Genomic DNA, 22,413 nt, shown 5'->3' on the forward strand with positions numbered 1-22,413 from the left:
CGATGCGTTCAATCTTCCCGGCCAGCCCGTCGTCATTGATGAACGAGTCCCAATCCTCCCCGCCCAGCAGGTAAAACGAATCCCTGTGCTCAATTACAATTCCCTGCGTTGTCTTGTATACTTTCATCGATACCTATTCATTATTTAAGGATTATTTCAATTACTCTTCCCCTATCATTTATTCCTGATAACTAATCATAGTTATCGACGGAAAATAATGTTGCGCCCCACCTATCGCAAACAGAACCATTGTTTGTAACAATATGGTATTCTTTTAATTACTCTATTTGAGATAAAAACGAAGAAACATGAAAAGACTCAGTTCAACTTACTTGTTATTAACTCTCTTTGGGGTAATTTGGATGAATCCTTACCTTCTTAAGGAAGATATTATTCATAGAATCTAGTAACCCGACAATCTGTATGCCTGATTTCAGCACAACTGTTCCAATAGATGAAGTCGGCGTCGCCGAACGTGTTGCGCGGCTGAACAAGCGCAGCATCAAAAAAGAATCAAAACTATTTGCTTTGAAATTGGCCCTCAGCATGGTCGACCTGACGACCCTGGAGGGAATGGACACCCCGGGCAAGGTCACTCAGCTATGCAAGAAAGCAAAACTCCCACATACTGAACTTCCCGACCTTCCCAATGTAGCCGCCGTCTGCGTATATCCCAACATGGTGGCTACAGCTAAACAGGAATTGCAAGGAACCGGTATAAACGTTGCAAGTGTGGCGACCGCTTTTCCCAGTGGCATGACCACACGCGAGGCCAAGATTGAGGAGACCAAATATGTGGTAGACCAGGGAGCGGATGAAGTGGACATGGTAATTTCACGCGGTGAGTTTCTCAAGGGTAATTACTCTTTCGTACATGATGAGATAGCGGCAATAAAGGAAGCGTGTGGAAACGCTCATCTCAAAGTCATTTTAGAGACCGGGGAACTGGAAACATTGGAAAACATTCGCAAAGCCAGTGACATTGCCATGCAGGCTGGTGCCGACTTCATAAAGACATCAACTGGAAAGGTAAAACCTGCTGCAACGCAAGAGGTTACTCTCGTTATGCTAGAGGCAATACGAAATTTTTATTATGCCACTGATCGCAGGGTGGGAATGAAACCCGCGGGTGGAATACGCAAGGCGAAGCAGGCCCTGCAGTATCTTGTGTTGATCAGGGAGACATTGGGTGATGCCTGGCTTTCCCCAGATTATTTTCGCTTCGGAGCCAGCTCCCTCACCAATGACCTGCTAATGCAAATAGTCAAACAGGAAACCGGTGTATACCAAAGCAGTAATTATTTCTCTAAAGACTAGAATATAACCGCAGAGACGCTAAGAGGACGCAAAGAATGCAAGAGTATTCAGAAAATGAAATTTCTAAAATTGTTTTAAATGCTTCTATAAAAGTTCATAGAAATTTAGGGTCTGGTTTGCTTGAAAATGCGTATCATAAATGCCTAACCTATGAATTAATGAAGCAGAACTTGAATATTGAAACGGAAAAGGCGCTACCCCTGATTTATGAAGATGTTAAATTAGAAGCAGGATATCGATTAGACATTTTCGTTAATAAAAAGGTAGTAATTGAAATCAAGGCCGTTGAAGCTTTGAATGATGTACACTTAGCTCAAACCCTTACATACCTTAAACTGTCAGATTGTAAGCTTGGACTTTTAATAAATTTCAATGTCGCTTTACTTAAAAATGGATTTCGAAGAGTAGTGAACAACCTATAGCCTTTGCGCGTCCTCTGCGGTTAACATTACAAATTTTATTTATAATTATGGCTGAAGATCAACAGGCAACTGACACCAAAAACGATCAACCCTACAAACCCTCCTCTCCCAGCTCAAAGTTGGATTTTGGGTCTAAATGGAGTTACGACAAGGCCCCGGAAAGTACCGAACATGTGGAGGTTGATGAGAGGTACGAGTTATTTATCGGGGGAGAATTTCTGCCTCCCCAAAAAGAACGCTATTTCAAGACGATTAATCCCGCCACCGAGGAACCGCTCGCTGATATAGCAGAAGCTACCCAGCAGGATGTCGACAAAGCGGTCAAGTCTGCACGAAAAGCATATGAAAAGAACTGGTCGAAGCTCCCTGGACAACAACGTGGTAAATACATCTTCAGGCTGGCGCGGCTTATTCAGGAAAGAGCAAAGGAATTCGCCGTGATAGAATCGATGGACGGTGGCAAGCCGATCCGGGAGTCGCGTGATGTGGACATTCCGCTGGCTGCAGCTCACTTTTTCTATTATGCCGGCTGGGCCGACAAGCTCGAATACGCTTTCCCCGGGAAAAAAGCAGCTCCGTTGGGCGTCGCAGGCCAAATTATCCCCTGGAATTTTCCCCTGCTGATGCTGGCATGGAAGATCGCCCCTGCCCTGGCAACAGGAAATACCGTTGTCCTGAAGTCTGCTGAAACGACACCCCTTACTGCGCTGAAATTTGCTGAACTCTGCCAGGAAGCAGGTATTCCTGAGGGCGTTGTTAATATCGTAACAGGCGCTGGTCCAACAGGTGCAGAGATCGTAAATCATCCTGACATCGATAAGATTGCATTTACCGGATCGACGGAAGTTGGCAAGATTATCATGAAATCCCTGGCCGGCACTGATAAAAAATATACGCTGGAACTCGGAGGTAAAGGCCCGAATATTATTTATGAGGATGCGGCTATCGACCAGGCCGTGGAAGGGATTATCAACGCCATTTTCTTCAATCAAGGGCATGTGTGTTGCGCTGGCTCAAGATTGCTGGTGCAGGAAGGTATTGCCGATACTGTCATCCGCAAATTACGGGATCGGATTGAAACGCTCATCGTGGGCGATCCGCTTGATAAAAATACCGATGTAGGGGCTATCAACTCCAAGCAGCAGTACGACAAGATCAACGATTACATTGAGATCGGTATAAACGAAGGCGCCGAGATCTATGAAGCCTCATGCGAGCTGCCCGGTAAAGGCTATTTCTGCAAACCGACGCTAGTCACCAATGTGGGCCAATCCAATCGCATTGTGAAGGAGGAGATTTTCGGTCCGGTGCTGACGATACAGACATTCCGCACACCAGGTGAAGCTAAGGAGAAGGCCAACAACACGCCCTACGGACTGGCGGGTGGGGTATGGACTGATAAGGGATCAAAGATCTTTAAAACAGGCCAGGAAATTCAAAACGGGGTCGTATGGTCAAACACCTACAACCAGTTTGATCCGACATCACCTTTTGGCGGATACAAGGAAAGCGGTATTGGTCGCGAAGGCGGTCTACACGGGTTGTATCCTTATGTAAATTTGAAATGATCGTGTGAATGGAACGCGGATGACGTAGATTAGGCAGATAGCCACAGATTAAGATTAATCAGTGACTATCCGCTAGGTCCATGTTATCTGTGTTCTACTAAGACGCATTCAATGCGTCTCTACATTAAGATTAATTTTGAGTAACATGAATGCCACAGATCTGCACAGATGTTCAGGATTACCCGTATCAATCTGTGATAATCTGTGGCCAGTAAAAATGATGAGACATGACAGACCGAATTGAGGTTAAAAAAACGTATAAAACATATATTGGCGGTAACTTTCCGCGGACAGAATCGGGACGATCCTACAAGGTGTACGACGAAGATGAAAACTTCTTTGCCAACGCCTGCCGCTGCTCCCGCAAAGACGTGCGCGATGCCGTGTTAGCTGCACGGGAGGCATTCGACGGTTGGAAAAGTCGAACGGCCTACAACCGCGGGCAAATCCTGTACCGCATCGCAGAGATGCTGGAAGGTCGTAAAGCACAATTTGTGGAAGAGCTCACTGTGTTCGGGTCTTCCGAAAAGGAAGCCCGAAATGAAGTGTATGCCGCCATCGATCGACTGATCTACTACGCCGGTTGGTCGGATAAGTTTCAGCAGGTATATAGCACGGTAAACCCTGTGGCCAGTAATCATTTCAATTTCAGTATTCCCGACCCAATGGGTGTGGTGTCTGTGCTTGCACCTCAGAATAGTGCGCTGCTTGGTCTCGTGTCAGTCATCGCCCCCATCATTGTAGGAGGCAACACCTGTGTTGTGCTTGCGGCGAGGAACTCCCCAAATGTAGCAATAAGTTTTGCAGAAGTGCTTCATTCTTCAGACGTTCCGGGTGGAATTGTCAACCTGTTAACAGGATTCCGCGAAGAACTTATTCCTCATCTTTCATCACATATGGATGTGAATGCTTTCTTCTACACGGAGGAATTAGATCAGGAAACCCGGAAACAAATAGATGAAAATGCAGCTTTAAACGTTAAACGAGTAGTGAAGGAGTTACAAGACTCGTGGGATACCCCTGAAGCACAAAATCCAGAATTGATAATGAACTTCCAGGAGATTAAAACAACCTGGCATCCAATTGGAAATTAAGCTATGCCCGTTAAAAAATTGCACAGATATCTTTTCATAATTACAGCTTTGATCCTATTTGCAGGACTGTATTCCTGTCAAATAACCGAGAGGGCGACCCATGATCGGCCGGGGGCTACAGCCTCCGATTCCCTCGCCGCATCAACTGAAGGAGGACTCCAACTTGCGGCATACCGGAATAGCCTGAGTGATCTCTACAGCACCCAAAATCATGATATGCCCGCTTTCTTCATGGAGTCGTATGATAGTGACGGTTCCGGGAATCGTGATCCATTTCAAGGCTTTCGAATCCAGTTGATTTCGACACGGAATGTCTCAATGGCAGATTCTGTAGCAAAATCTTTCCGCATTTGGTCGGATACAACAATAACGGGCTTTACTCCTGAAACATACACTACTTTCCAGCAGCCCCATTACAGAGTGCATGTAGGTGATTTTAACAATCGCCAGCGAGCCATAGAGTTCTCGCAACTTGTAAAGCGAAAATATCCCGATGCCTGGGTAGTTCACGACCGTATTAATCCATACCTGGTACCTGCCGATACTACTCAAATTGGACTTAAATCTGCCAACATGGATTCCAATTAAACAACCTCTCTATATCGGTAATCATCATATGGTCTGATGAGCTCTGAAAACTGCAGCACCTTTTTTACCGATCTGCCCTTGCTGGAGTCTTTTTTTGAGATCTCCAATCCCAATAATTTTTATCCAATTCCGGATGACTGGTATATCGCCATTACTGATATTGTCGATTCTACCGGTGCCATCGACCAGGGAAAATACAAGATGGTGAATATCCTGGGTGCCTCTCCTATTGTGGGCATGCTTAACCTTGGTAACAAGGATGAGATCCCTTACACCTTTGGAGGCGACGGTTGCACTCTCTGCATTCCCCCTTCCCTGGTAACTGAAACGAGAAAGGTATTTCGTGCTAGCCGAGAAATTGGAAAAGCCGAGTATGATCTTGACCTGCGTGCTGCTATAATCCCTGTAAACCATATTCGAGAGGCAGGTTTTGACGTCAAAGTAGCCCGATACAAAGTCTCTGATGCTTACAACCAGTCTATTTTTTCAGGAGACGGACTCACCTATGCCGAAGAGATTCTCAAAGATCCGGCAAACAAGCAATTTATGATAAACTTTACTGAAGAGGCTGAAAATGCTGATTTTACGGGCCTGGAATGCCGCTGGCAGGAAGTGGGGCGACAGGACAAAAAGGTAATTACCATGCTAGTCAGATCAAATCCACAGCGTACTGATTCGGATGAAATCTATACCACAGTTCTGAATAAAATGCGGGATATTTTTAGTTTCGATGATAAAACAAACCCCATCGAAACGTCGCAGCTCCGTATGAATATGTCCATTTCCTCGCTGATGGGTGAAATTAAATTTAGAACCTTTGGGATGAGCTGGCTGCAGCGATTAACATACATTCTGAAAATGGAGATCCAGATTGTACTCGGTAAAATATTTATGGCTTTGGGATACAAATCATCGGCCACAAACTGGTCGCTCTATAAACCGGACCTCGCTCTTAATTCTGATCACCGAAAATTTGACGATATGCTGCGGGTTGTTATCAGTGGTACTGACGAACAGTTGAATGAATTGAAAGCATTTCTTGAGAAGGAGTTTCAGGCCTCCCGCCTGGCTTATGGCTTACATGTGACCCACAGCGCCATGATCACCTGCATGGTTTTCAAATACCACCGGCAGCACGTTCATTTTGTTGATGGTAGCGATGGCGGTTATGTAATGGCGGCTAAGAAGCTAAAGGAACGGCTACGTAAAATTCGAGAGTAAGTCTTAATAGTCACGTATTACGCATTACGCATTACGTTTTACGTCTCAAACAAAGATCAAGGAAGCTAACGTCCTCCCACCTTAAAAATGAAATCCCTACACGTTAAATCGAAACAGCATCACATCTCCATCCTGAACGACGTAATCCTTGCCCTCTTGGCGCATCTTGCCGGCATCTTTGATCGCTTTTTCAGATCCCAGCTCGGCATAGGTGTCATAACTGACCGTCTCTGCACGGATAAATCCATGCTCAAAATCGGAGTGGATCACACCGGCGGCCTCAGGTGCTTTGGCCCCTTTTCGGACCGTCCATGCACGAACCTCTTTAGGACCAGCAGTAAAAAACGTTATGAGTCCCAGCTCTTTGTACGCTGCCTGAATGAGACGGTCGAGTCCGGCACTTTCCACGCCCAACTCCTCAAGGAATAGCTCGCGCTCCTCCTCATCCAGCTCGGCAATCTCTTCTTCTATTTTGGCACAAAAAGTAACGACCTCATCATCAGTTTCGGCAGCAATTTCCCTGACTTCTTCCACCAGCTCATTGCCGCTGTCCAGGTCATCTTCACTCACATTGCAGGCATACAGTACAGGCTTTTCAGAAAGCAGGAATAGTTCTTTGTAGGCGGCTCTAACTTCTGGATCCTCGGTAAACGTACGTGCCGAGTTGCCCTGCTCAAGATGCTCTCGCAGGCGTTTTACCGTTTCATACTGGGCGATCACTTTTTTGTCGCCGTTCTTGGCCTCCTTCTTGAGATTCTCTTCCCGCTTTTCAACAGAGACCAAGTCTTTGAAGATAAGTTCATCCTCAATAATGCGGATATCGCGGGCAGGGTCGATACTGCCCTCCACATGAATAACATTCGGATCATCAAAACAGCGTACCACATGCACAATCAGGTCGACTTCCCGTATATGAGACAAGAAAGCGTTGCCCTTCCCTTTTCCTTCGGAAGCCCCTTTGACGAGGCCGGCGATATCTACAAACTCCACGCTGGTGGGCACTTTAGATTTAGGCTCCACGATATCGGCCAGGTTATCGAGGCGCTTGTCGGGCACCGGCACCACTCCGATATTGGGATCGATGGTACAGAATGGAAAGTTTTCCGATTCGGCACCCGCATCACTCAGTGCATTAAATAAACTGGACTTCCCCACGTTCGGGAGTCCCACAATTCCACATCTAAGACTCATGTAATAAACTGTTGATTTTGCATTCAGCTGTCATCAGTTCATAACCTGGTGACAATCCGTTTCTAATTATCCAAACAAATTTGTTGTATAAACTTTTCTTCCGGCAAAAGAGCGGCCGTCAGCTTGCCGTATCCGAGTGACTGGTACACACAACCGGTGTCGATACCCAGCATCTTTTCTTTTTGCAGCGGGTGGGGACGCGGGGTATGGCCAAACACCACCTTTTTCTCCCAGGAAGTTTCAAAAGCGTTGAGATGAGATCGCTCCCAGAGAAACTCTACGTGCTCCTTCTTGTTTGCTATAGACTCTTCAATTGTTTTATGGGGCGCAAGTCCGGCGTGAACAAAAAAGTAATCCGGTGTGTCGTAATAGATTTGCGTGTTATAATAAAATTTGATGTGTTCCTCCGGCAGATCCAGCTCCCGATCATTGGTACCATAGGAACGCAGCGTGGAACGGCCTCCGTTGGTTAGCCACAGGTTGACCCCGTCTTTGCGAATAGCATCCAGCAGCATCTGCTCATGATTTCCCCTCAAAAAAATGCAGTCATGATCCTGGCGGTATTCCAAGAGAAGATCTACTACCCCCTTTGAGTCGGGACCACGATCAATGTAATCGCCAATAAATACAATCGTCCGGTCGTCATACTTGGCAAGTTTTCCCAAAAGTGCATTCAGTGATTCCAGGCAACCATGGATATCACCAATCACAATAAACTTATTCTCGGCCACAGTAATCCCTAATTTAGTGATGATTCGATAAGACCACGGCCTGTTTTGTGTATCCGATCTTCTTTCTGGAGTCGCTCCAGTGCCGCATCCAGGATGCCGTTCACAAAGTTTCCTGACTTTTGGGTAGAAAATCGTTTCGCTATCTCGATAGCTTCATTAATGGTCACTTTGGTGGGAATCTCTTCAAAATTCAAAAATTCACAAAGAGCTAAACGTAAAATTAGCTTATCGACCGTAGCAAGGCGATGAATATTCCAATTTTTTATATGATCCTGGATAATATTATCCAGTTCTTCTTTACTTTTTACCGTTTTTAGAAAGAGCCGTTCTGCAAACTTAAGAGCCGACTTATCCTTATTCAATTTCGGTTTTATTATGGTAGAAAGTACCTGTTTCCATTTGTTGCCGCTGACCTCTTCGGCAAAAAGGGCTTGAAGTACCACTTCTCTAATTTCTCTGCGCTGTGCCATGCTTTATTTTAGAATGTATCTTGCAAACGAGCGCAAAAAGATACAAAACCTCCTCACAAGCTGAAAGCATTAGATCATATTAAAATTTGAGCTTCACCCCACCCTTCTGTTACTTAAGAACGGACAAGGGAACAAACATCTTTCCCCATTGTACTATTTACAAATAGTATTGGCAGGAAAACGGCATAACGCCAATTTTTTTGTATTATATAAGCTTTGTTTTTACTGCCACAGAATGATTGTTTAGTTGTATCAAGTGAGTATAAGCTGATCCGGGAAAAGCGGAAGTATGACAATAAAAAATTGACGTTTAATAAAAACCGATCACGGGATGAGAACAATATTTTAATTATGCTTGAAGAAAAAACCTATCATATTCTTCTTGTTGCACATGAAACCGGGAACAGTCGTCCAATAGCGGAAGAAATAAATGATTCCCAACTTCAATCAACTATTATAAAGGCAAAGGGGTTAAAAGGGGGAATTGAGCATCTGCAGAATAGAGAATTTGATATCATTCTCTTCGATCTTTCGCAGGAAGAGGCTCCGCTGACCTCCATACAAAAAATTAACAAACGTTCTCAGAGAGCACCAGTAATCGCAATAATCGATGATGAAAAAAAAGTTAATGATACCATTCATTCAGAAGCTGAGGACGTTCTTCTTAAAAAAGACTTGACCCCCCTCTTGCTTGAAAAGTCCATCACCTACGCCATCAAGACTAACAAGTTGGTTAACAGGCTTGAGAAAAGTGAAGAACACCTGCTTGAGGCCAAAGATCTTGCACACCTGGGCAATTTTGAACAAGACCTTGAAACCGGGAAGATATCATGGTCAGATGAAACGTTTAGAATTTTTGAAATGGACCCGTCTGAAGGAGCTCCGCATTACCAGGAACTCCGGGAAATGATGCATCTTGATTATCGTGACAAAGCTGATCAGGTAGTTGAACAGGTCCGCAATACCGGGGAAAAGGCATTCTTGGAGTTCAGGGTTACGACTGCCAAAGGAAACCCAAAATATTTGTACAGCATTCTTAATCCCACAAAAGACCGTGAGGGGAACGTAACCAAAATATTTGGTACGACCCATGATATTACACAACAGAAAAAAACGGAAGAGGAACTCAAAGAGAATGAACATCGCTACCGGATGCTGTTTCAGTCAGCTACCGACGAAATTCTTGTTTTCCAAATTGACAGTAACGCCCGGCCGCTCCCTTTTATGGAGGTAAACAGCGTAGCCTGCAATATGTTGAACTACTCGCGAGAGGAGCTACTTCAAAAAACGATCTATGATATCGTTGTAGCAGACCATAAAGAGATGAATAGTCGTATTGAAAGGGTACTGCAAGAGAATGAAAGCGTTCATGAATCCCGCCACGTGACTAAAGAGGGACACATCATACCACTCGAGATCAGGGCGCGGGCATTTAAATACAAGGGACGAACCACTTTTATTTCAATCGGCAGGGATATCAGGGAAAGAAGAAAGTTAGAACAAAAAATTCTAAGCATCAGTGAAGAGGAGCGCCAGCGAGTAGGCCGGGATATGCATGACAGTCTCGGCCAAATGTTGACGGGCATTGGGCTTATTTCTCAAAGTTTGGCAAAAAAGCTGAAAGCCAAAGACTTACCAGGTGCGGAAGAGGCCCAGGAAATAACAGATATGATCAAAGAAGCAGATGCACAGGCCCACTCACTGACGCGTGGCCTTATTCCAGTAAAAGTTGAATCAAATGGACTCGATGCCGCCCTCCAGCAATTGACTGATTATACCTCTAACCTGTATGATATTGAGATTAGCTATTCCAATGCGAAAAAAAATTTGCCTCAGGATAACACCTCTGCTGTTAATTTGTACAGGATAGCCCAGGAAGCGATTACCAACGCCGTTAAGCATGGAAAAGCCACTTCAATTCATGTTGCCCTGGATTCCACCGATACTCATGCCATACTTCGGATTACTGACAACGGAATTGGCTTTGCAAACGCAGAAACTAATAAAGACGGGATGGGCGTCCGAATCATGCACTTTCGTGCCCACATGATTGGTGGCAGTCTTGAGATAAACAAAAAAAAGGAAAAGGGAGCAGAGATTATTTGTCAAGTTCCTTTGGATAATAACTATTCTATGCCTTAGAAAATTAAATATCGATCGGTTGCCATATTATGGCTTATCTCAGAAGATTGGAACTGTCTTTAATCACAGGTACATGATCAAAGACACAATAATTCCGCCAACCAACGTGCCTAAAATTCCAGCCAGCGACAGATTTCGGTGAGCTATAGCTTCTTTTTCACCAGAATCAGAGCTGTCGGGAGCACACCTTGAGGGACGGCCCCGGTACAGAATGTCTGGAGCCTCAACAGATACTTCTCTATGATGTTTGATCAAAAACATATGGGCTGTCCTGAGTGAATTTAGTAGCCTCTTTAATATTAGGAAAAAATAATAAACATTAAAAAAAATTAATAAACTCAAATTCCGGTATTCTGACCTATTAATCTGGATTCTTTGGATTGCTATTTATTTAATGTCAGTTCTGGATAAGGCTTCTCCAAATAATAGATTAACCTGAGTGCGACCTAAGAATCCCTCAAAATAGTAACTGTCATCGCGAGGAGACATTATACATACTTGTTGGCTCAACGATGAGGTCGACGTGGCGATCTCCCCCCCGTCCGTTTTCTGTTCACCCGCCGGGAGATTGCCTCCCGACAGGTGTCGGGATCCCGATAGTCACTTAATCCCCCCAATGACAGATTTAAACTAGAACTGACATTAAATAATAATTGTCACCCGCGATAAGGCTTTAATGATGACCGATTATCCTGCATGTAAGATCATTTAATTTCACATTTCACCCATTGGAATCAGGATGGACGGGATTAAAGGATTTTCCGGGTTCCTTCTCAGGTAAACATTACCATCCTGCAGATCCTCTAATCCTGTAAATCCCGGTTCTAATTTTTCCCCTATGGTCGCATAATCCCTCCTGATGAGAGATTTTATCTCGAACTGACGTAAATATAAGATTATAAAGGTGTAGCAGAATGAATCTCCCGGATAACATTCTAGGATCCTTTTATCTATAGTCTCGTTCATTTTTTCAACGACGGAATCCGCCGGGAGTCGGACTAAAGAACTGAATGCTCCCTGCACTGGAAGTACAGGGGTTCGCGGTAGGACTGAAAGTCCTTCTCCTTTCCAAATATTACCTCCTTTTCTACAAGAAAGCGGATTCCTCATCTCCAATTGGAGTACCGTCAAGGATGTTGTCAACTATCCGTTGTGGTGCAGGGCATCCCCCTTTTCTTCGGCTTGGGCCGAATTCATTTCCCCCTTCGAAGCTTCGAAAGGGGAATTTCGTGCTAGTACAATACGACCAGCCATACGCGCCTCAAAAAAAGTAAACTCGCTCGCTATAGATTTTTTGAAACACTAACGTTCTGCACTGGGACCAATAAAAATTATTTCCATTCATCACTCTGATCCTTGTACTTCCCGATTGCTCCCTTCGCCTTTCGCTTTTGCGGTATCAATAACAAAATCAGAACGGTCCCGTATATGGCACCCACAAAGATTATCACAACCACTCCCGGGACGTTGCCGATAGCTGCATTTTCAAAAAAACTGGTTCCGGATTCTGCAAATACGGTAATGCGAAGTACCCATGCTGTCAGCAGGATAGTTAACAGGGAAAAATAGATACGCTGTAACCGCCTAACAAGAGACTCAAACAGTGACATTTTGATCCTTGGATTGCGTAAATCTTCGCTAAGCAGACGCCGCCATGGTTTTTGCTCCGTTCCAATGGGATGAAGTGCATTCGCAAAAATGTTTTCTTCCAGCAGGCGTACCCGCGACCGCCAGACGTCATAGATTTGGTATCGCCTGGCCTCAATAACCAGGAAAATAAATATCATAACGATACCGACCAGAATCAGGTAGTGTGGACGGGAATGGCTGGAGAAAGTCCATGTCAAAAGAGAGGCTGTTAAGACAACCACCCAGTTGGTGGCACGGTCCAACCGATTTCTCCATTTCATCGATCGTCCTACCTCCGACCGATAATACTGGGCCATCAATTGAAGAAAAGTACCGGATTCGGTCGCTGCAAACCCCGCCACTTCTCGCCTTTCGTCTGACTCAGGTTCAAACTCGTTCTTTAAGGATTCTACAGTTTTATCGTGTTGACCAGACATGTCCCCCCCTTTCGAGTTGCCATAACTGTGGAAACACCGGTAACTCAATCCACTACAGGAATGTAGGTAATTTTCTCAAAAAACGCATTTATACAACTAAAGTAAGGGGTATACAACGAAAATTGAGATTGAGAACAGGTAGAATTCTCACTTTTTTCTTCTCATGAACTACAGCTTAGGTTTGTTACGATATGCTACAGATCCAGACCTGGGCACCCTAAAACGGATAACGTTCTTACCCACCAACTCTTCAACCTCTACTTCATGTGATTCTTGTGAAGATTCAGTGGAATAGATGCATTCAAATACACTTCCGGGCATGTGCAAACCTGAATCTATGACGACATATATATTTCGGTCATTTTCCAAATCACAGTTGCATGCAAGAACGATCTCTTCCGTACTAAAAATGCGAGACCAAACAATGACTCCTGTATGCCTGGTTTCATCCAGTTTATGAGGCAGCTCAAACTCCACGCCTTTGTATGAGACCGCGCGTTGATAGACACGGCCCTGCCGTAGTGTCAAATTCTCTTTCCTTATCTTTATCATTTTAGACAGTTCCCTGAAGATGGGATTGTGCACGTTAAAAAAATGTCGATTGACAGTTCTAAAAGCGCCAAATTTGCCCTCAAACATCGTTTCACGAACATACTTGTCATGATCCCCGCTCCCGTCAAAACCCTGCTCCGTCCCGTAATAAATACATGGTATCCCGGGTGACATAAGATTTAAGAAGAGCGCATTTAACAGAAGGGGTGCCGTTTTCTTGTCGGCGCAAAATCGGCTGTGCCCAGTTTGTGCCACCATGTCGTGGTCATCAAACATCACCACAACATTGTCTTTGTACCATCTATATTCATCCTCTCCCAGCAATTCGGAATTCTTGAACAGATCAAAAAAGTCAACCGGATTTAGATATCCTTTAGCAACATTTTCCAGCTTTTCCGGAATTTGATTTATCCCCAACGCTGCATCTACTCCCGTCTTGTCGAGGGTCTCTATGGCAAACTCAAATCCGCCGGTAATTTCTCCTATTACATAAAAGTTATTTTTCCCTATCGTTTTCGTAAATTCATGAATTTCTCTAACAAAGTAGCGGGTAGCCCCCGGCTCAAGATGCTTTACTGTATCAAGTCGAAATCCGTCAATGTCAGCATACGCAATCCAGTATTTGTAACATTCCGTAAGAATCTTCAACGCCTCTGAAGGGTGAAATTCATCAAATTCTCCATTGCCGGTGTAAATGTTCTTTAGAGCCAGGAAATCACCTTCCGTATATTCTGGATAACGGTCCCAATCCACAATTTGTCCCTTTCGGGTAAATGCATCAGGGGACATTAGTTCTATGGGCCATATTCCCCCGTCAGGCCAGGCTTCATACAAAGTATCAACTTCTACAGGATCAGGTCGTATGGCTGGTTTCCCGTTCTCGTCAAGAAACGCCTTTATCGGGAATACGTTTCCGTCATAATTTGGAGTGCCGTTTTCGTATTGAAAGACGTTACCAGCATGATTAAGGATTATATCCAGAATAAAGTACATGTTGTGGCTGTGTACCTCCTCCGCAAGCTGCTTGAGTTCAGCTTTTGTCCCAAAATGAGGATCGACGTCCAGGAAATTTTGTATGCCGTACCCGTGATAGGTTTCTTCAAAAGAAACCTGCTTAAAAATGGGGCTAATCCAGATGGCCGTAACGCCCAGTTCAGCAAGATAATCAATCTTACTTTTGATCCCTTTTAGCGTTCCCCCGTTCCACTTTGTTCCATACTTCAGCCAACGTTTCTTTGTGTTTTCATCCCTTAACGCATTTTCATAATCTCTTTCGGGATTATACAGGTTTTTCTCCTCCCCGGTAGAAAACCGGTCCGTGATAAGAAAATAAAGTATCTGCTCTTCCCATTCTTCGGGAGACGGGTAATACTCACGATTTCTTGTGAGTTCTTTTAAATCAATATCATGTTTACTTTTCATTTTAGTTTCGACAGATTTTTTAAACGTCAAAACTTGACCAGCAAAAAAACCTATTATATAAAGCTAATACCAATAAATTGCGATAATTTCACTCTAAAAGCAATGGAGTCAAGTCATAATAGAAGATGGGATTAAGGTAAGCCATTTCGCATATTGAGTGAGTTCACCCTAAGAAGGCAGTCCGGATTAAATCCATAAAGGCCAATCTTTGGGATTAGTCCGGGGCACTTGAGTTCCACATTATGGAGTAGTGTAGATCAGACCTGGCAAGGAGAGATAACTAAGCCTGTTAACTCTACAGAAAAATAGCATAAATTGTTCAAAGGGTAACTAATCAGGCAGGATAAATGTGGGTGCTACTGGATTCGAACCAGTGACCTCTACCGTGTCGGGGTAGCGCTCTAAACCAACTGAGCTAAGCACCCAAAGCGAACTGAATATAGGAAATTAGTACTATGCTAATCAATAATAAATTGGACCTTTTAACAAGTCAGAAACTTATAGAAAAAATGTAGGGATTTCTGTTGCATTAGCAGTTGGAATTATAGCAGCATTGACGATATAATAAAAATGAACACAACTAAGCTTTTGCATACCAGCTACCGACCCCAGAGTCTCTGAGCATGGATTTTCTAAAACTGCAAGTTGGCATAACAAATAAATGAGAATCAGGACAGCAATATGTGGAGTTTTATTGATAAAGTTAGTTCAGACAGCGTTATCAGATTTAGTATCGAAGAAGATGGTGTTCCATTACAAAACCGGGAATTCCTTGAATTACTGAAAGACTCTGCCAAGTTCCGAACGTTTTATAATCATAGGTTAGCGCAATCCGGTTTAGAGGCTTTCTTCTGGGAAAATAAACCTATGACCAGGTATAACCAGGATGAACCCTATGAATGTACCCTGGTGAACAGCAACTACCTGGCGGGCAAATCACCGCAGCCGGGAACGTTCAGGCAGTATTATAAGACGGGAGAAAGCATCGTTACATTTCCAAATCTAGGCCGAGATGCTCTGCTCGTGGTCCCCTGCCCAACTATGGAAGAGGATTGTTATACACATCTCGGAAATTTTGTAAGAAGTGGCGGACAGGAGCAGATTGACGATTTTTGGAGGGTCACTGCGAACAAAATGATGGTCTCGCTTGGGAATGAACCAAAATGGCTCAGCACCTCAGGACTCGGAGTATTCTGGCTGCACGCAAGAATTGACTCTACCCCCAAGTATTACCAAACAGAGAAATATAAAAAGTTATAGAGGCTGCGGATTTCTGAAGGTTTCCTGAAAAAATATCTGGCTGTAAAATATTTTGTAACAAACCACTCAGTTTCTACTCTTGTTATCTCTTGGGGTTAGGTATAACAATTTTGGAGTGAAGGAGTGGCTAATGAGAACATTTTCATTATCGGGGAAGTATAGTCTAAAAATCACCCTTATCTATTTAGGTATTTCCTGTATCTGGATCATTTTTAGTGACAAGTTCTTGGCCGCTCTGATTCAAGAGGAAGATCTGCTTGTGCAATTCCAGACCTACAAGGGGCTGTTCTTTGTCATCGTCACTGCCCTCCTGTTATACTATCTTATTAGGCAGACGACTTCAACACTGCTTAAAAGTCGTGAACAACTGGAGGATGCATTAGATGAAAAACAGACACTACTCAGCGAGTTGCATCACCGGGTTAAAAACAATCTTGCTATCATTGCCGGGCTTGTTGAGCTGCAGTCGCAGGAGCTAACTGGTGATAACAGGCAGGCTTTAAAAACCACACAGTACCGTATACACACACTGGCGGACATTCAGGAACTCCTTTTTCGTGAAGAAAATCTTACCAATATTCCATTTCACGAGCACCTGCACGAACTGGTTAAATCTCATACTGCAACAAATACATTAGATCCCGTGGAGCTAAGTATTGATGAGCTCATAATAAATATAAACCAAGCCATCCCTCTTGGTTTATTAATTAACGAGGTGCTCTCACAAATTCGCCTGTCAAAGAGTACGGTCCAGGACCGATTGTTTCAACTCGTCTGTACAAATGAAGAAGAAGTTTCCATTAAGATCTGCTTTCGGGATATCAATCCGGAGATATTGGAAAAACTAACTAATAAAAACAAACATCTTGAGGCCACCTTGATTAAGATTTATACCCGTCAGCTCAAAGGAACTACAGAGTGGACTCACGACCAACAGGATGGTAACGTTAATTGTATAATCAAGTTTAAGATCTCAGAACGTACGGGCTCGTACTCCGCCATGAACTCCCTTGCCAATTATGGCTAGTGTTATGTCAACCTTATGGTATCGGGTTCAGGGGGGAACACCGCATAACGCAGATGGTGACGATCTACGCGGATAGCCATGGTAAGAACTATATTCCGCGCTGATTCGCACCATCTCCCTCATCTGCGTTCCTTATACCCGAATGTTCAGGGGTGACAAGGCATTAGAACGCAATTTTCAGTGAGTAACAAACCTTAATTCAGCTTTTGTTATCGGCTTATTCCGGCCGGATGACTCCTACCCAGCCGCCGCCACTGACCATCTCAATATCCAGCTGCGTTTCACGACTGACTCTCTGTGTAGTATAACTATAATCACTGGCGTACCTGTCGGCATTAATGCCATCTTTAAAGATCTCAACAGCATAATCACCATCTTCAAGGAAAGAAAGATCGGTGGTTAATGTGCGGCTATCGCCGTCAGTCATCGCGGCCAGATACCAGGTATCGCCTTTCCTTCTGGCCAGCAAAACATAGTTGGCAAGCTCAGCCTCCAGAACACGGGTTTCATCCCAAGTGACGGGTACATCGGAAAGATAGTTAAGCGTATGATTTTTTTGCTCATAATAATGACTCGGGCTGTCACATAGCATCTGCAGCGGACTCTCATAGACAACATATTTTGCCAGCTCGTGTGCCCGCGTACCCATCGACATCGGCTTGGTGAATACGTCTCGAAAATTCTCCGATGTAGCATTAATCATGGCCCCGGGAGTATAATCCATCGCCCCCACTGCCATGCGGATAAACGGCAGAATCAGGTTATGCTCCGGGGTGATATCCTCACTCCACTTGTTATGCTCCATTCCCTTTACATCCTCACGGGTGATGACATTGGGGTAGGTCCTGCTGAGCCCGGTGGGTTTGTATGACCCGTGGAAATCGACCAAAAGTTCCCGTTGAGCTGCCTCTTGGGCAACGTCCCAATACCAGTTGACCATCCACTGGTCATCTCGCTGCATAAAATCGACCTTGATACCTTTGACATCCCATTCATCAAACTGGTTAAAAGCGTAATCCCACTGGTCTTCCAGCGTCTTCCATACAACCCATAAAATGATATCCACTCCTTTTGAATCGCCATATGCTACCAGTTCCTCGATATCCATCCCCTCGCTGACGGAAGACAGATCTCCCAGCTCATACCATCCTTCATCCAGGATGATATAATCGAGTCCCAACTCAGAGGCAAAATCGATGTAGTATTTGTAGGTTTCGGTATTGACGCCCGCGTCGAAGTCTACGCCATACACGTTGTTTGCATTCCACCAGTCCCATGCCACCTTCCCGGTATTGATCCAGGATGGGTCCTCAATTCGATTGGGTTCTGCTAGTTTATAAACCATCTGATTGGTGATAAGGTCACCGTCATTCTCCGCTATCACCATCATTCGCCATGGAAAAGAACGGCTGCCACTGGTTTCGGCGATGTAATCCGCACGATCAGTTACATGAAGGTTTCGATCGCCCTCCAGTTTTTCTTCAGTAGCCACATGCGGAAAAATGCCCGTAAATGTTGTAGAACCCGTGCCCTGGAGGTAATAGCCGGGATAGTCCTGTAGATCCGCTTCGCTTATTAACACCTTGGGTCCGCCGTCAATATCGACAAGTGCCGGTATGCTACTGAATCGATCGGAAGAAATTTCATTTAATTTCAGGTTCAGATAGCTACGCTCCTGATGAGTCATGAAGCTCTCCTCTTCGGGGAAATAGATCTCGTGGTTGCCCGAAAAATTAAACTCCAGCTGCTCTCCATTTACAATAACTTCTTCCTCAGGAAGATCGGCAAGGAAACGATATGCAATACCATCATTGTATGCCCTGAAGATCACACTGTAATCCCCGGCAAAATCCAGTCTCAGCTCATTGTGTTTGTCTATAATCTGGTTGCTTTTCCTTTGGACCACTGGCTGGAGAATTGTGTCGACACTAGTACGATTCTGTTTGACCAAATCCGGATTTTGACCAAGCACTCCTACATCACGAACATTGAGGGAAAGTTCGGAGGGCGAAAGGATCTGCTCCCCCTGGAATTCCACAGTATATTGTATGGCGTCGTCAATTGTGACAGTAACTTTTGTCCTTTGATCTGGTGAGCTTAGCTCAACGGTCTCTTGTGCCTGAACGTTGCTAAAAATGCCAAGCATCAATATTAACAATAGAACTGAATCCCGTTTCAAACTCTTCATTATTACCCTATTGTTTAGATTAATCCCTGATTTTTTACAGCTCATTGCGAAAAATAGGTTCCAATATAAAATTATATTCATACTCTGTATCCAACAGCCGGTACTTATCCAGTGGCATATTGCCCCAGCTGTTATCTCCACCTAAGCCGCGTTGCTTAAGATCAATGTGTAGCTCCACCATGCTACGAGCGGGCACCTGGTAATAATAATCGAGTCCAATGAGATCCTCCTGCCGGTAGTGATGGGCATTGATGCTCAACGGCTCGGAGTAGCTTTTTACCATTAAGCCCGTGTGGTGGTGATCTTGCAGGGCGAACCATCGAACTCCGGTCTTATTACCATTTTCCTGCGGCGTCATATAGGGAACGAACTGTTCGATAACCTTCCCGGAATATCTTCCTACAAAAGCGCTGGTATTCCGGTCTTGATAATTTTCGTGTGGTCCCCGGCCCAGCCACATCAAATTCTCGTAATCGCCCGCCAGCTCTGCTTTCATCCCCACACGAGGCAGTTCAGGCAGGGTGTCACTGCCGGCTGTAAAAGCTACATCCACCTTGATGGTGCCATCCCCGAATGTGGTGTAATCGGCGTTAAATTGAGAACCAGTCTTTGTAAAAGTCGATTCCGTAGTGACTAGAATTTCGCCGTCAGAACGCTGCTCTGTTTCTATGAACTCGAGCTCACGCTGTTGCTCCACATTACGCCATACGGATGCCCGCTGTGGCAGGCCATCACCTTTATCATTGCTTGTAGGAGCTCGCCAGAAATCCGGTTTGAGACCATCTTCCAACAGGTGCTGTCCATGCCAAACATATGTTTTGAGGAACCCACCCTGCCGGTCAAAAAGAATCGTGAAATCGTCACCTTCTACCCGGATATTGTCAGTGTCCTCATGTAGCGTAATCGTTTCGCCGATCGTTTCAAGTTCAGGTTGCTTCTGTTCAAACGGCAATTTAATCTGCTCTTTGGCTACTACATGTCCCTTGTCCACCAAGTCTGTTTCTTTTTTGGTATAAGCATAGAGATTGAGAAAATACTCCTTTTGTGGATCGGGCTTCATTCCATCAATAGGTATCTTAACATGCCCCTGCCCTCCGGGTGCGACGGGTTTTTCAAATGTAATTGTCCCCTTCCTTATCGCTTTGCCATCCTCCAGTAGCTGCCACTCAAACTCAAAATCTTCTGTGGTCGTGAATTGATACTCATTCTGAACAGCAATGCGTCCAGCCCTGAGGTTCACAGGGACGAACTTGAGGTATTGGTACACCTTTTTGACCTCATGCAGCGCGGGAGTTGGTGAACCGTCGGTGAACAATAGCCCGTTGAGTGCAAACGCTCCGTCACTGGGCGTATCCTCTGGCCCAAAATCGCCGCCGTATGCCCAGTAACTTCCGCCTCCCGGAAGCTCTTCCAGTATTCCCTGGTCTTTCCAGTCCCAGATAAATCCACCCTGCAGGTGCGGTTCCTTTTCAATCAGGTTCCAGTAGTCCTCCAGGTTTCCTGTGCTGTTACCCATGGAATGAGAATATTCGCAAAGGATCATCGGGCGGTCGGGATTGGAATCGGCATATTCCTGCATCTCCCAGATCCGGTGGTACATCGGGGCTACGATATCGGTATACTCATCTTTCCAGGCCTGCTCATATTGAACCGGTCGGGTTGAGTCATTTTCGTTGATCCAGTTATACGCTTTATTGAAATTTTGGCCGGCACCGGCTTCATTCCCCATCGACCAGATGATGACCGACGGATGATTTCGATCTCGCTCAACAACTCCTTTTATGCGCTGAAGATGGGCTTTGTACCATGCGGGATCTTCCGCCAATTTATTGCTCATACGATAGCCGTATTCAGGATAATCATAGACGCCCATGCCGTGCGACTCAATGTTCGCCTCATTCACTACGTACAAGCCATATTTGTCACAAAGCTCATACCAAAAGGGATCGTGGGGATAGTGTGCCGTCCGGACCGCATTAATGTTAAACCGTTTCATGGTTTTGATATCTGCGATCATATCTTCACGGCTCATGGTGTGCCCCTTCAACGGGTCGTGCTCATGGCGATTAACCCCTTTAAGCAACACCACTTTGCCATTCACCCGCAATTGACCGTTAATAATCTCGACAGTCCGAAATCCCACTTTTTCGGATAATCGCTCGTTGCCCAGTCGCATCACGAGGGTATACAGGTGTGGCTTTTCAGCCGACCACTGCAAGACGTTCTCAAGTTGTTGCTGGAAACGAAGTGCCAATGAATCGCCACTCGCAATGCTGTATTCCTTGGTCTCCCGGATAACTCGATTACCGGACGGATCGAGAAGTTCGTACTGAATATCACCACTCGAGCTTTGTACATCTTCATTGCGAAGTACCAGTTCCAAATTAAAAATACCATCTTCATATTTGGTACCCAGGCCGGCATTCACATGATAATCTGATACATGAAGTCTGGGCACAGAATAAAGGTAGACATCGCGCTGAATTCCACTCATCCTCCACATATCCTGACCTTCCAGGTAGCTGCCGTCCGACCACCGATATACTTCAACAGACAGTGTATTATTTCCCTCCTGAATATAATCTGTAATATCAAATTCGGCCGGTAATTTACTATCCTGTGAGTATCCTACTTTCTCACCATTTACCCACACGTACATCGCCGAAGATACCCCGCCAAAGTGTAGCACCACTTTCCGGCCGTCCCAGCTATCCGGAACGGTAAAAATCTTTTTGTATGACCCCACCGGGTTGTGGTTGTCGGGAATGAGCGGTGGATTCTTTTCGAAAGGATATCCAACGTTGGTATAAAGCAGCGTGCCGTACCCCTGCATCTGCCAGCTGCCGGGTACCGTAATCTGGTCCCAGCTGGTAATATCAAAATCGTTACGGTAAAACTGAGTGGGTCGCTTCCCTGGATTTCTGCTCCATTTGAATCGCCACTGACCGTTTAGTGCCCGATAAAAAGCAGAGGTGCGGGAATCGCCCTCAATGGCCTTGGTCGTCGTCTCAAAGGGTATAATATCCGTATGAGCCGCTATTTCATTGATCCCCACTACTGAAGGATTTTCCCAGTCGTTTTGAGACTGTTGCCCGTTTGCAGAAAGAGCACATACCAAAAAAATTAAAAGTGCCAGAAACGAATAATTACACAT

18 protein-coding genes and 1 tRNA gene are annotated in these 22,413 nt (G+C 44.9%); 9 read left to right on the forward strand and 10 right to left on the reverse strand.

Annotated elements, in window-relative coordinates:
• Positions 1–423: 423 nt before the first annotated feature.
• The 6 genes from deoC to NC796_RS14725 all read left to right on the forward strand — a co-directional run bounded on the left by deoC (position 424) and on the right by NC796_RS14725 (position 6,210).
• The gene (gene deoC / locus NC796_RS14700; protein ID WP_310685431.1) at positions 424–1,317 is read left to right on the forward strand and encodes a deoxyribose-phosphate aldolase; all 894 of its coding nucleotides are present in this window, start codon (positions 424–426) and stop codon (positions 1,315–1,317) included.
• 35 nt (positions 1,318–1,352) lie between these two features.
• Positions 1,353–1,739: a GxxExxY protein gene (locus tag NC796_RS14705; RefSeq protein WP_310685432.1), complete on the forward strand. Its 387-nt coding sequence runs from the start codon at positions 1,353–1,355 to the stop codon at positions 1,737–1,739.
• Positions 1,740–1,786: 47 nt separating this feature from the next.
• Positions 1,787–3,307 carry an aldehyde dehydrogenase family protein gene (locus tag NC796_RS14710; protein ID WP_310685433.1) on the forward strand — a complete coding sequence of 507 codons (1,521 nt, stop codon included), beginning with the start codon at positions 1,787–1,789 and terminating at the stop codon, positions 3,305–3,307.
• Between the two features lie 227 nt (positions 3,308–3,534).
• Positions 3,535–4,401 (forward strand): aldehyde dehydrogenase family protein, encoded by an 867-nt coding sequence (locus NC796_RS14715; RefSeq protein ID WP_310685434.1) that lies wholly within the window; start codon positions 3,535–3,537, stop codon positions 4,399–4,401.
• Positions 4,402–4,404: 3 nt separating this feature from the next.
• Complete coding sequence (locus NC796_RS14720; RefSeq protein ID WP_310685435.1) at positions 4,405–4,989, forward strand: SPOR domain-containing protein; 585 nt, start codon at positions 4,405–4,407, stop codon at positions 4,987–4,989.
• Positions 4,990–5,025: 36 nt separating this feature from the next.
• Positions 5,026–6,210, forward strand: a complete 1,185-nt coding sequence (locus NC796_RS14725; protein WP_310685436.1) for a DUF3095 domain-containing protein — start codon at positions 5,026–5,028, stop codon at positions 6,208–6,210.
• A 96-nt stretch (positions 6,211–6,306) separates the two neighbouring features.
• On the opposite strand, the gene ychF is transcribed toward NC796_RS14725, so the two are convergent.
• The 3 genes from ychF to nusB all read right to left on the reverse strand — a co-directional run bounded on the left by ychF (position 6,307) and on the right by nusB (position 8,602).
• Positions 6,307–7,401: a redox-regulated ATPase YchF gene (ychF, locus tag NC796_RS14730; protein WP_310685437.1), complete on the reverse strand. Its 1,095-nt coding sequence runs from the start codon at positions 7,399–7,401 to the stop codon at positions 6,307–6,309.
• Between the two features lie 62 nt (positions 7,402–7,463).
• On the reverse strand, positions 7,464–8,132 hold the full coding sequence (locus NC796_RS14735; RefSeq protein ID WP_310685438.1) for a metallophosphoesterase family protein: 669 nt from the start codon (positions 8,130–8,132) through the stop codon (positions 7,464–7,466).
• Positions 8,133–8,140: 8 nt separating this feature from the next.
• On the reverse strand, positions 8,141–8,602 hold the full coding sequence (gene nusB / locus NC796_RS14740) for a transcription antitermination factor NusB (protein WP_310685439.1): 462 nt from the start codon (positions 8,600–8,602) through the stop codon (positions 8,141–8,143).
• Between the two features lie 351 nt (positions 8,603–8,953).
• Here nusB and NC796_RS14745 point away from each other — a divergent pair, with 351 nt between their 5' ends.
• The gene (locus NC796_RS14745; RefSeq protein WP_310685441.1) at positions 8,954–10,744 is read left to right on the forward strand and encodes a PAS domain S-box protein; all 1,791 of its coding nucleotides are present in this window, start codon (positions 8,954–8,956) and stop codon (positions 10,742–10,744) included.
• A 63-nt stretch (positions 10,745–10,807) separates the two neighbouring features.
• On the opposite strand, the gene NC796_RS14750 is transcribed toward NC796_RS14745, so the two are convergent.
• From NC796_RS14750 to NC796_RS14770, 5 genes are all read right to left on the reverse strand, one after another.
• The gene (locus tag NC796_RS14750) at positions 10,808–11,005 is read right to left on the reverse strand and encodes a hypothetical protein (RefSeq protein ID WP_310685442.1); all 198 of its coding nucleotides are present in this window, start codon (positions 11,003–11,005) and stop codon (positions 10,808–10,810) included.
• A gap of 453 nt (positions 11,006–11,458) precedes the next feature.
• Positions 11,459–11,854, reverse strand: coding sequence for a hypothetical protein (locus NC796_RS14755; RefSeq protein WP_310685444.1), 396 nt, complete (start codon positions 11,852–11,854; stop codon positions 11,459–11,461).
• A gap of 221 nt (positions 11,855–12,075) precedes the next feature.
• Positions 12,076–12,810, reverse strand: a complete 735-nt coding sequence (locus NC796_RS14760) for a DUF2270 domain-containing protein (RefSeq protein WP_310685446.1) — start codon at positions 12,808–12,810, stop codon at positions 12,076–12,078.
• Between the two features lie 168 nt (positions 12,811–12,978).
• Entirely contained in the window at positions 12,979–14,784 is a 1,806-nt protein-coding gene (locus NC796_RS14765) for an alpha-amylase family glycosyl hydrolase (RefSeq protein ID WP_310685448.1), read from the reverse strand.
• Positions 14,785–15,134: 350 nt separating this feature from the next.
• Positions 15,135–15,209 (reverse strand) — tRNA-Val (locus tag NC796_RS14770).
• A gap of 256 nt (positions 15,210–15,465) precedes the next feature.
• Here NC796_RS14770 and NC796_RS14775 point away from each other — a divergent pair.
• Complete coding sequence (locus NC796_RS14775; protein ID WP_310685450.1) at positions 15,466–16,044, forward strand: DUF6940 family protein; 579 nt, start codon at positions 15,466–15,468, stop codon at positions 16,042–16,044.
• 130 nt (positions 16,045–16,174) lie between these two features.
• Positions 16,175–17,071, forward strand: a complete 897-nt coding sequence (locus NC796_RS14780) for a sensor histidine kinase (protein ID WP_310685451.1) — start codon at positions 16,175–16,177, stop codon at positions 17,069–17,071.
• 217 nt (positions 17,072–17,288) lie between these two features.
• Here NC796_RS14780 and NC796_RS14785 read toward each other — a convergent pair whose 3' ends face one another.
• Entirely contained in the window at positions 17,289–19,259 is a 1,971-nt protein-coding gene (locus NC796_RS14785; RefSeq protein WP_310685452.1) for a glycoside hydrolase family 97 protein, read from the reverse strand.
• 34 nt (positions 19,260–19,293) lie between these two features.
• A complete protein-coding gene (locus tag NC796_RS14790; protein WP_310685454.1) occupies positions 19,294–22,413 on the reverse strand; it encodes a glycoside hydrolase family 2 TIM barrel-domain containing protein in 3,120 nt (1,039 codons plus the stop codon).

The sequence above is a fragment of the Aliifodinibius sp. S!AR15-10 genome, assembly GCF_031569985.1.
Taxonomy (GTDB): domain Bacteria; phylum Bacteroidota; class Rhodothermia; order Balneolales; family Balneolaceae; genus JAMQKA01.